Source organism: Chryseobacterium potabilaquae (assembly GCF_902728265.1).
GTDB classification, from domain to species: domain Bacteria; phylum Bacteroidota; class Bacteroidia; order Flavobacteriales; family Weeksellaceae; genus Chryseobacterium; species Chryseobacterium potabilaquae.
On the sequence record NZ_CACVBR010000033.1, the window covers coordinates 33,904 to 43,602 of the forward strand.

Here is a 9,699-nt window from a genome sequence, read left to right on the forward strand (position 1 = left end):
AATGTAGTATTATCCCTCCTTTACTTCTTCTTTATTCTTAATCATCCACGGGATGATAAAATAGAAACTAATCGCTATAAAAGTCGCTAAAATACCCGTTCCTATCCATAAAAGGTTGAATCCAAATTTCTCGGCAATTAAAGTTCCAATATAAGGAGTAATAATGAATGAGATTGAAAATGCCATCCCATTTAATCCCATATAAGCCCCTTTATTTCTTTCACCCGATCGTAAAGCTGTAATAGTAGCCACAAAAGGTAATGTCCAAATCTCACCGATACAAAGTAATGTCATAGAAATGAGAAGTGTGATCATGGTATAATCAAAGGCCAACATAGCATATGAAATTCCACAAATAAGTGTTCCAATCAACATGGTAAAAGCAAGATTAAAATACTTTTCTGCGATTTGCACAAAACCCATTTCCAATAATACAATAAGAAAACCACTATATCCTAAAATAAACCCTATATTCTGCTGACTCAAATGTGCTGTATCTTTATAAAAGATAGTTAACGTACTAAATAACTGAAAAAAGCAAATCGAAAACAACATACAGAATAAGCAATATATTAAAAACTTATGATCTTTATAAGGCGATTTTTCTTTGTTAATCTGAATGTCTTCTTTAACTACCTTCTCTTTTAATACTCCTGATTTATTTCTCTTCCCGAAAAACCTTATATACATAAGGCCTGCTACTAAAGCGGTGAGAGCATTACTAAAAAATAGAAATTCATAGGAAATTGCTGATAAAATCCCACCTAAAGCCGGGCCTATTGAAAACCCTAGATTGACCGCCATCCGATTTAATGAAAATGCTCTTGTGATATTTTCAGGTTTTGCATATTTCGTAATGGCTACTGAATTGGCAGGTCGAAATGTCTCACTTACGATACTCTGAATTAAAATAATACTCGCCAATCCTACTTCTGTCGTAAATAAGGGAATCATACAAAATAAAGGAACACTCAATAACAAACTAACATATTGGACTTTATATTCTCCTATTTTATCTGTTATCATTCCTCCAAGCCAAGAACCAATAACGGAACCTATTCCAAAAAAACTGAGGATAATTCCTGAATTTTCGATACTGAAATGAAGATGATCAGTCATGTAAACTCCGAGAAAGGGTAAAACCATCGAACCAGAACGATTGATAAGCATAACCAATGCCAACATCCAACTTTCCTGAGAAAGTCCCTTAAATGAATTTGTATATATTCCTATTAGTTTCACAATCTTATTTTTAGTTTTTTTATTAGGGAGAGAAAGCACAAAATTTTACATTACCCGCGCTATTTAAAATAATATTCTCTATTATATTTAATTTAAGCTTATTTTTTCACTTTACAAATCCATAAAAAAACAGGACTTACGTGACTAAGCCCTGTTCATTTATATTGATATAAATCATTTCTTTACTCCGGCTTATAGGAGTCTTTTAACGTTACCGTTCTATTGAATACCAACTTATCATCTGTGGAATCCTGATCTTTAGTAAAATATCCAATTCTTTGAAACTGAAGTGGTTCTCCAACTTCAACATCTTTTAATCCAGGTTCAGCAAAACCCTGTACAACTTGTACGGAATCTGGATTTATGAAATTGAGAAAATCCACATCCTTTTCAGCATCAGGTTGTTCTACCGTAAATAATTTATCATAAATTCTTACCTCAACAGGAAGTGCATGCTTCGCAGACACCCAATGCAATGTTCCTTTTACTTTTCTCAAACTTTCTTCAGTACCACTACCCGACTTACTTTTCTCGTCATAAGTTGCATAAATTGTCGTGATCTCACCATTTTCATCCTTTTCTACCCTTTCAGCTTTAATAATATAAGCTGATTTTAAGCGAACTTCACCTCCTAACTTTAGTCTAAAAAATTTATTATTGGCTTCTTCTTTAAAATCTTCCCGCTCTATATACAACTCTCTTGAAAAGGGTACCTTCCTTGTTCCTGCGTCTTCCTGCTCCGGATTATTTTCGGTTTCTAACCATTCTTCTTGTCCGTCAGGATAATTTTCAATCACTAATTTAACAGGATCTACTACAGCCATAACTCGTTTAGCTATTTTATTTAAATCCTCACGAACACAGAACTCTAATAACTGAAGCTCTATCAGGTTTTCTCTTTTGGCAACCCCAACTTTTTCAATAAAATTTCTTATGGATGCAGGCGTAAATCCTTTCCTTCTCATCCCGGAAATAGTAGGCATCCTAGGATCGTCCCATCCAGTAACCGCATTCTCAGCAATTAATCTTTGCAATTTCCTTTTAGAGGTAATCATATAAGAGACATTCATTCTCGCGAACTCTCTTTGCTTAGGAGCTACTTTCGTTTTATCATAAACCTGCTCCAAATACCAATTATAAAGAGGTCTATGGTTTTCAAACTCTAATGAACATAAAGAATGTGATACCTGCTCTAAATAGTCTGATTCTCCATGAGCCCAGTCATACATAGGATAAATTTTCCATGCCGTTCCCGTTCTATGGTGTGGCCTTTTCAAAATTCTGTACATAACAGGGTCACGCATATTCATATTAGGCGATACCATATCAATTTTAGCCCGAAGTGACATTGATCCTTCATCAAATTCTCCATTTTTCATCTTTTCGAATAATTCTAAAGATTCTTCAATAGGACGATTTCTATAAGGAGATTCTACTCCAGGTTCTGTAGGATTTTTTCTTTGCTCAGTAATCACTTCAGAAGGTTGCTCATCTACATATGCTTTACCTTCTTTAATCAGCTGAACAGCCCAATCATAAAGCTGCTGGAAGTAATCAGATGCATACAAAATTTTGTCCCATTTAAACCCTAGCCATTCAACGTCTTTCTTAATAGAATCTACAAATTCCTGTTCTTCTTTTTCAGGATTTGTATCATCAAAACGAAGATTTACGGGAGCATTATATTTTTCTCCTAACCCAAAATTAATACAGATCGCTTTTGTATGACCTACATGTAAATAACCATTGGGCTCGGGAGGAAAACGGAAACGGATCTGCTCTCTTGTCAGACCATTTGCTAAATCATCCTTTATAATTTGCTCAATAAAATTGAGTGATTTTTTTTCTTCTTCCATTGAATTCGCTTTATTGTATTGTACGAAAAAATCCGTGCAAAGTTATGGAAAATTTAGAGTTTATAAAAGTTTTAATTGACCAAATGCTTTGCTATAGGTCGTTTTGATATTAAGTTCTAAAATTATTGCATATCAACCAAACATTTATTTCTCCATGTCATGATATAAAAAGTAAATTGGTCCGTTTTTTGATATCCCTATTACGGTATTATAATTTGATGAAAATCTAAAACAAAATCATCCTTTAAAAAAAATATCTATTAAATAAAAAAACATTTTTATTTAGTATACTACACACATTATTTGACATAAAACTTTCACGACATCATAAAATGTCATATAAAAATTACAAAAATTTTAATATGGCATACAATTTGTTTTTATCAATCATTAGAGAATTAACATGGTCAAATAAAATTCAAAAAATGAAAAAAATTAAGGTAAGATTATCTTACTTTTTGAGGAATCTCAAAAAAGCACTATTCGTTGCAAACGAAGTATGATTTAATCTACAAACAAGAAGCACTGGTAATCTAGGAAATGGTCAACATCTAGATTACCATTATTTTTTGAAAAATAACCGCTCTCCTTCTAAATACAATGGAGTATCAAAATTATTGGTAAATAAACCTCCTGTGCCCAAACCTTGAGGCATAGGATTATTTTTGACATAAGTATATTGCGCTATCGCATTGAGCCCTATATTACTTTCAAGTGCTGAAGTAACCCACCAATCAATATTATATTCCCGACTCAGAGCAATCCATTCATCAGCTCCTGAAAAGCCGCCAATCAAAGCAGGTTTTAAAATAATATATTGCGGTCTTATGATTTCTAAAAGCCTTTTCTTATCATCAAGATGAATTACTCCAATCAATTCTTCATCTAAAGCAATAGGTGTAGGTGCATTATAACATAACTTTGCCATATCATTCCAATTTCCTGCTTTAATAGGCTGTTCAATAGAATGAATATGAAGCTCTGACAGCTGCTCTAAAACAATCTTCGCTTCAGATTGATCAAATCCACCATTAGCATCGACCCGAAGTTCTAACTGATCTTTTGAAAATTTTCGTCTTAATTTCTTAAGAATATCATATTCTGATTTCCAGTCTACACCAATTTTCAATTTTATGCACCTAAATCCTTTTTCTAATTTTTCATGAATTTGATCTTCCATATAATTGAAATCGCCCATCCAGATCAATCCATTAATCTTAATAGATTTATTCCCTTTAGTAAATTCACTTGGAAAATAAAGATCAACACCATGCTTTAAATTTGACATAGCTTGTTCATAACCAAACCAAAGAGAAGGATATTCTTTTAATTTCTCTTTTAGGCTCTCATATCCTAGGTGGATATTTTTACAAACCCATTCTAGCTTTTGCTCATAATCTGATCTATCATCAAAGCTTAATCCTCTAAAAACCGCACATTCTCCTATTCCTTTTTTACCATTTTCAGAAACTTCAAGGATAAAGGTTTCTTTTTCATGTAAAACGCCGCGAGATGTTCCACTCGGGCGTTTAAATTGTAATATATATTTTGAATATTCTGCCTTCATTTATTTTACCCTATCGATTCGCATAAACTCTTCTGCCTTTTCAACCATTTCGATGCTTCCACAGAAAAAGGGAATCCTTTGATGAAGCTCCGTAGGCTCAACTTCTAAAATTCTTCTAAACCCATCCGTCGCCCGCCCCCCAGCTTGCTCAGCTAGAAAAGCCATGGGATTACATTCGTACAATAACCTAAGTTTTCCATTAGGAGCTTGTGAATAAGATGGATATATATATATTCCTCCTTTTAACATATTTCTATGAAAATCAGCGACTAGTGAACCTATATATCTGGAAGTATAGGGTCTATCTCCTTCTTCCATTTGACAATATTTTAAATAATTTTTTACTCCTTGTGGAAATTTGATATAATTTCCTTCATTAATAGAATAAATTTTTCCCGTGTTTGGAAATGTCATATTGGGATGAGAAAGATAATATGTTCCCAAAGACGGATCCAGTGTAAATCCATTTACCCCATTTCCTGTAGTATACACAATCATGGTTGAAGAACCATAAATTACGTACCCTGCAGCAATTTGATTAATTCCCTTCTGCAAAAAATCTTCTAACTGCACAGGTGTTCCCGGCTCGGTAACTCTTCGATAGATTGAAAAAATAGTTCCTACTGAGACATTCACATCAATATTGGAAGATCCATCCAATGGATCAATGAGCACAACATATTTACTTAAATGACCATTTTCTCCGCATTTAATATCAATAAAATCGTCATTCTCTTCCGAAGCAATACCACAAACTACCTCTCTTTGAGATAATGCTGTAATAAAAATATCATTAGCAAGAACATCCAATTTTTGCTGTTCCTCTCCTTGAATATTTTGATTCCCAACTTTACCTGTAATATCGGCAATTCCAGCTTTATTTACTTCCCTATTTACAACCTTTGAAGCCAACCTTATAGCACTTAGAAGACGAGAAAGTTCCCCTGTGGAATATTGAAAATCTTCTTGCTTATCAATTATAAATTCTCCTAAAGTCTGCAATGATTGATCTGACATATTGTACGTTTTATGTTTTCTCCAAATTTCGTAAAATTTATAACATTAAGAAAAAAATTATCATAAAAGACTTTAAATACTGGAATACAAAGGTGTACAACCTTTATCTCCTCTTAATAAAAAAAATATTAAAGAAATTTTTTTCCCAATTAACCCAATGAACTAAGATTATTTTTATCCATTTTTAATTTTAATAAAATCTTAATTCCTCTCCTCATTTCACTATTTCATATCTCATTGTAAATGTATAATTTTGACCTCCGTAAAAAACTCATATAATTTTTATATAACAATTTTATTTTTAACAATTTAATGAAAATTTTCAAGTTTGGTGGAGCATCTGTGAAGGATGCTGAAAGTGTAAAAAATGTATCCATGGTTTTGAAAAGCCAAGGATTTGCTAAATGTTTGCTCGTCATTTCAGCTATGGGTAAAACAACTAATGAATTGGAAAAAGTGGTAGAACTTTATTTCAAAAAAGAAAACTATCAAACTGAAATTGAAACAATTAAACAGAAACACATCGAAATTTCAAAAGGATTATTTCCCGAAAACCATCCTGTTTTTGCCGAAATTAATTTATTTTTCGATGATATCGATTCTTTTTTAAGAAGAAACAAATCTCCTAATTATAATTTTGTATATGATCAAGTCGTGAGCTGTGGAGAAATGATTTCGACTAAAATCGTAAGCGAATATCTTAACGAAATCCAGTTTACTAATCAATGGTTGGATGCCAGAGATTATGTAAAAACAGACAATTCTTATAGAGAAGGAGTGGTTGACTGGACAAAAACTGAGGAATTTATATCTCATTTAAGCTCTGAAACCTGCTATGTAACGCAAGGTTTTATTGGTTCGGATGATAATAATTTTACAGTAACTTTAGGTAGAGAAGGCTCAGATTACTCTGCTGCTATTTTCGCCTATTGTTTAAATGCAGAGGCAATGACAATCTGGAAAGATGTCCCCGGCGTTATGACAGGAGACCCAAGAAAGTTTAAAGATGTATCTCTTCTCTCCAATATTTCCTATGAAGAAGCCATTGAAATGGCTTATTACGGAGCCAGTGTAATTCACCCCAAAACCTTACAGCCTCTTCAACAAAAAAACATTCCATTTTATGTGAAGTCATTTGTGGACCCTGTAAAAGAAGGAACAAAAGTGGGCTTTTCGGAAAAAAATCAAAATGAAGAATCTTATATATTAAAAGAAGGACAAACTCTATTAAAAATTTCCACAAGAGATTTTTCATTTATCGCTGAAGATCATATGAGTTTAATTTTTGGATATCTATCTAAAAATAAAATAAAAGTTTCATTAATGCAAAATTCAGCAATCTCCCTAGCTCTATGCTTAGAAGATAAATTTGGGAATATTAATGAGCTTAATGATGAACTTCAAAAAGTATTTAAAACAGAAGTTATAAAAAATGTATCTTTATTCACTGTAAGAAATGCGAAGATAGATAACATTGATAAATTTTACCATCAAAAAAATGTATTATTGGAACAAATTTCAAAAAATACACTTCAAATGGTGACACAATAAAAACTAACTGCGACTAAACACACATGGGTTTAATTTCGAAAAATGATTTGATTAAAGCTTCCGGCTTGCATAAAATAGGATTTCTCAAGAATCCTATAGCTTCTGCAATAATGAGTATTGCTAAAATAAATCAAGTAAATAAGTTATACGATAAATTAAAGGACAAAAAAGGAAAAGACTTTTTCGATTCATTTGTAAGAGAAAGAAACTTAAGTTATGTAGCTTTTGAGGAAGACCTTGCAAAAATTCCAAAAACAGGTCCTTTTATTCTCGTTTCTAATCATCCTCTTGGTGCCATTGATGGAATCTTAATGTGCAAGATCTTATCGGAAGTACGTCCAGATTTCAAAGTAATGGGTAATTTTCTTTTAGAAAAAATAAAACCCATGGAACCCTTTGTTATTTCTGTAAACCCTTTTGAGAATAAGAAAGAAGCCTATAGTAGTTCATCCGGTATGCGGGAATCCTTAAAACATTTGCAAAATGGCGGCTGTATAGGTATTTTCCCTGCTGGTGAGGTTTCTAATAAAAATAATCTTTACGGCGAAATCTTAGATAAAGAATGGGAAAAGCCAGCATTAAAGTTGATAAGAAAAGCAAAAGTACCTGTAATTCCTATGTACTTCCATGCCAAAAATAGCCGGATTTTTTATCAGGTAGCAAAAATTCATCCGGATTTGCAAACATTGATGCTCCCTTCCGAAATGATGAATGAAAGGGAAAAACCCATTAAAATTAGAATTGGAAGATCCATAAGTGTAAAAGCTATGGAAGAAATGGAAACCATTGAAGAATTGGGGGAATTTCTGAAACGCAAGGTATACATGATGAAATCATATTATGAAAAAAGAAAATCCTTAGCACAAAGTATTAACCTCCAAAACTTATCTATCAAGTTTCCTTTACTGAGAGAAGAAAATATTGTTCAAAATATCATCGACGAAACTCCTAAAGAAGATATTCTTATAGATATCAATAAACTTAAAGGGACCGATAAAATGTTTTTCAGTAATGGAAACTATGAAGTCTACTTCACCACCTACGAGGAAATTCCTTCTATTATGAGGGAAATAGGAAGACAAAGAGAACTTACGTTTCGTGCAGTAGGCGAAGGAAGCAACCTACCCTTTGACTTAGATGAATATGATAAGCACTATCATCATCTTTTTCTTTGGGACAATGCGGAAGAGAAGCTGGTAGGCGCCTATAGAATGGCACTCGGGAAAGAAGTTATGAAAAAGCTTGGGATCAAAGGTTTCTATACTAGTTCCCTATTTGAATTCGAACAAGAGATTCATCCATTCTTTAAAAAAGTGATAGAGATGGGTAGAGCATATATTTGTCAGGAATATCAACAAAAACCACTACCTCTTTTTCTTCTATGGAGAGGAATAGTTCATGTTTGTTTAAGAAATCCAGATCATAAATTTCTAATGGGAGGAGTAAGCATTTCTAATAAATTCTCTGAATTCTCTAAGTCTTTAATGATTGAATTTATGCGTTCTAATTATTATGATTCTGCCGTTGCTCAATATATTACACCTAGGAATGAATATAAAGTAAAACTTCGAGATAGAGATAAAAATCTGTTCTTTGATGAAATGGAATCTGACCTTAATAAATTGGATAAAATTATTGATGACTTAGAACCGGAATTAAGACTACCCGTTCTGATTAAAAAATACATTAAACAAAATGCAAAAGTAATTGCATTTAATGTAGATCCCAACTTCAATGATGCTATTGACGGTCTTATGTATATTAGAATTAGTGATCTACCTGAAAGTACCATTAAGCCTGTATTAGAAGAAATGAGCGAGCAAATTAGGAAAGAACAAGAAAATAATTCAATTGAGAATCAATAAGTTTTAATTTTTATTTAAAAAAGTAGTATTAATACTTGTTTTATATCTGAAAACTCTCTACTTTTGCATCACTTTAAAACAACGAAGTAAAAAGATTGGTTTCTTAGCTCAGTTGGTAGAGCAATGGACTGAAAATCCATGTGTCCCTGGTTCGATTCCTGGAGAAACCACTAAAAACCACCTGTAAAAGGTGGTTTTTTATTCAAAATCGTTTTTTTAAATAAAATTTGCAAGATCGGAAAATTATTCTTACTTTTGCACAACTTCAAACCCAAGAAGTAAAATGGTTTCTTAGCTCAGTTGGTAGAGCAATGGACTGAAAATCCATGTGTCCCTGGTTCGATTCCTGGAGAAACCACATCAAATCCTTTACAATTTTGTAAAGGATTTTTTTTTGAGTTATCACAACTCAACTTTTGTGGGAGCAGACGCAAAAGTTGGGGCTAGGCAAAAAGTGGATCAGGCGCAAAAGTTGGGGGCTATGCAAAAAGTTTGGATAATCTGAATAAGAAAAAGGCTCTGTCTTTTACCCCTCTTAGTTGCAATCTAAAGTTTTTGATTTTCGCATTAAAAGACTCTGCTGAAGCATTGGTACTTCTAT

6 protein-coding genes, 2 tRNA genes and 1 pseudogene are annotated in these 9,699 nt (G+C 32.7%); 4 read left to right on the forward strand and 5 right to left on the reverse strand.

Going from position 1 to position 9,699, the window contains the following annotated elements:
- Nucleotides 1-9 precede the first annotated feature (9 nt).
- From CHRY9293_RS14465 to fbp, 4 genes are all read right to left on the reverse strand, one after another.
- Complete coding sequence (locus tag CHRY9293_RS14465) at nucleotides 10-1,185, reverse strand: MFS transporter (protein WP_162033636.1); 1,176 nt, start codon at nucleotides 1,183-1,185, stop codon at nucleotides 10-12.
- 239 nt (nucleotides 1,186-1,424) lie between these two features.
- The gene (locus CHRY9293_RS14470) at nucleotides 1,425-3,098 is read right to left on the reverse strand and encodes a glutamine--tRNA ligase/YqeY domain fusion protein (RefSeq protein WP_162033628.1); all 1,674 of its coding nucleotides are present in this window, start codon (nucleotides 3,096-3,098) and stop codon (nucleotides 1,425-1,427) included.
- Nucleotides 3,099-3,660: 562 nt separating this feature from the next.
- Complete coding sequence (locus CHRY9293_RS14475; protein ID WP_162033629.1) at nucleotides 3,661-4,665, reverse strand: o-succinylbenzoate synthase; 1,005 nt, start codon at nucleotides 4,663-4,665, stop codon at nucleotides 3,661-3,663.
- Nucleotides 4,666-5,682: a class 1 fructose-bisphosphatase gene (gene fbp / locus CHRY9293_RS14480; protein ID WP_162033630.1), complete on the reverse strand. Its 1,017-nt coding sequence runs from the start codon at nucleotides 5,680-5,682 to the stop codon at nucleotides 4,666-4,668.
- Between the two features lie 312 nt (nucleotides 5,683-5,994).
- Between fbp and CHRY9293_RS14485 the strand changes: the two genes are divergently transcribed.
- From CHRY9293_RS14485 to CHRY9293_RS14500, 4 genes are all read left to right on the forward strand, one after another.
- A complete protein-coding gene (locus CHRY9293_RS14485) occupies nucleotides 5,995-7,233 on the forward strand; it encodes an aspartate kinase (RefSeq protein WP_162033631.1) in 1,239 nt (412 codons plus the stop codon).
- A 23-nt stretch (nucleotides 7,234-7,256) separates the two neighbouring features.
- The gene (locus CHRY9293_RS14490) at nucleotides 7,257-9,098 is read left to right on the forward strand and encodes a lysophospholipid acyltransferase family protein (RefSeq protein ID WP_162033632.1); all 1,842 of its coding nucleotides are present in this window, start codon (nucleotides 7,257-7,259) and stop codon (nucleotides 9,096-9,098) included.
- A gap of 97 nt (nucleotides 9,099-9,195) precedes the next feature.
- Nucleotides 9,196-9,268: transfer RNA gene (locus CHRY9293_RS14495), tRNA-Phe, on the forward strand.
- Nucleotides 9,269-9,383: 115 nt separating this feature from the next.
- Nucleotides 9,384-9,456: transfer RNA gene (locus tag CHRY9293_RS14500), tRNA-Phe, on the forward strand.
- 121 nt (nucleotides 9,457-9,577) lie between these two features.
- Here the strand turns inward: CHRY9293_RS14500 and CHRY9293_RS18895 are convergent.
- Nucleotides 9,578-9,699, reverse strand: a pseudogene (locus CHRY9293_RS18895) (ISAon1 family transposase); the annotation flags it as partial.

Excerpts from the sequence above, each read along its gene's own strand:
- CHRY9293_RS14465 (WP_162033636.1), bottom strand. The coding sequence starts at position 1,185 with ATGTTGGCATTGGTTATGCTTATCAATCGTTCTGGTTCGATGGTTTTA.
- CHRY9293_RS14470 (WP_162033628.1), bottom strand. The coding sequence starts at position 3,098 with ATGGAAGAAGAAAAAAAATCACTCAATTTTATTGAGCAAATTATAAAG.
- CHRY9293_RS14475 (WP_162033629.1), bottom strand. The coding sequence starts at position 4,665 with ATGAAGGCAGAATATTCAAAATATATATTACAATTTAAACGCCCGAGT.
- fbp (WP_162033630.1), bottom strand. The coding sequence starts at position 5,682 with ATGTCAGATCAATCATTGCAGACTTTAGGAGAATTTATAATTGATAAG.
- CHRY9293_RS14485 (WP_162033631.1), top strand. The coding sequence starts at position 5,995 with ATGAAAATTTTCAAGTTTGGTGGAGCATCTGTGAAGGATGCTGAAAGT.
- CHRY9293_RS14490 (WP_162033632.1), top strand. The coding sequence starts at position 7,257 with ATGGGTTTAATTTCGAAAAATGATTTGATTAAAGCTTCCGGCTTGCAT.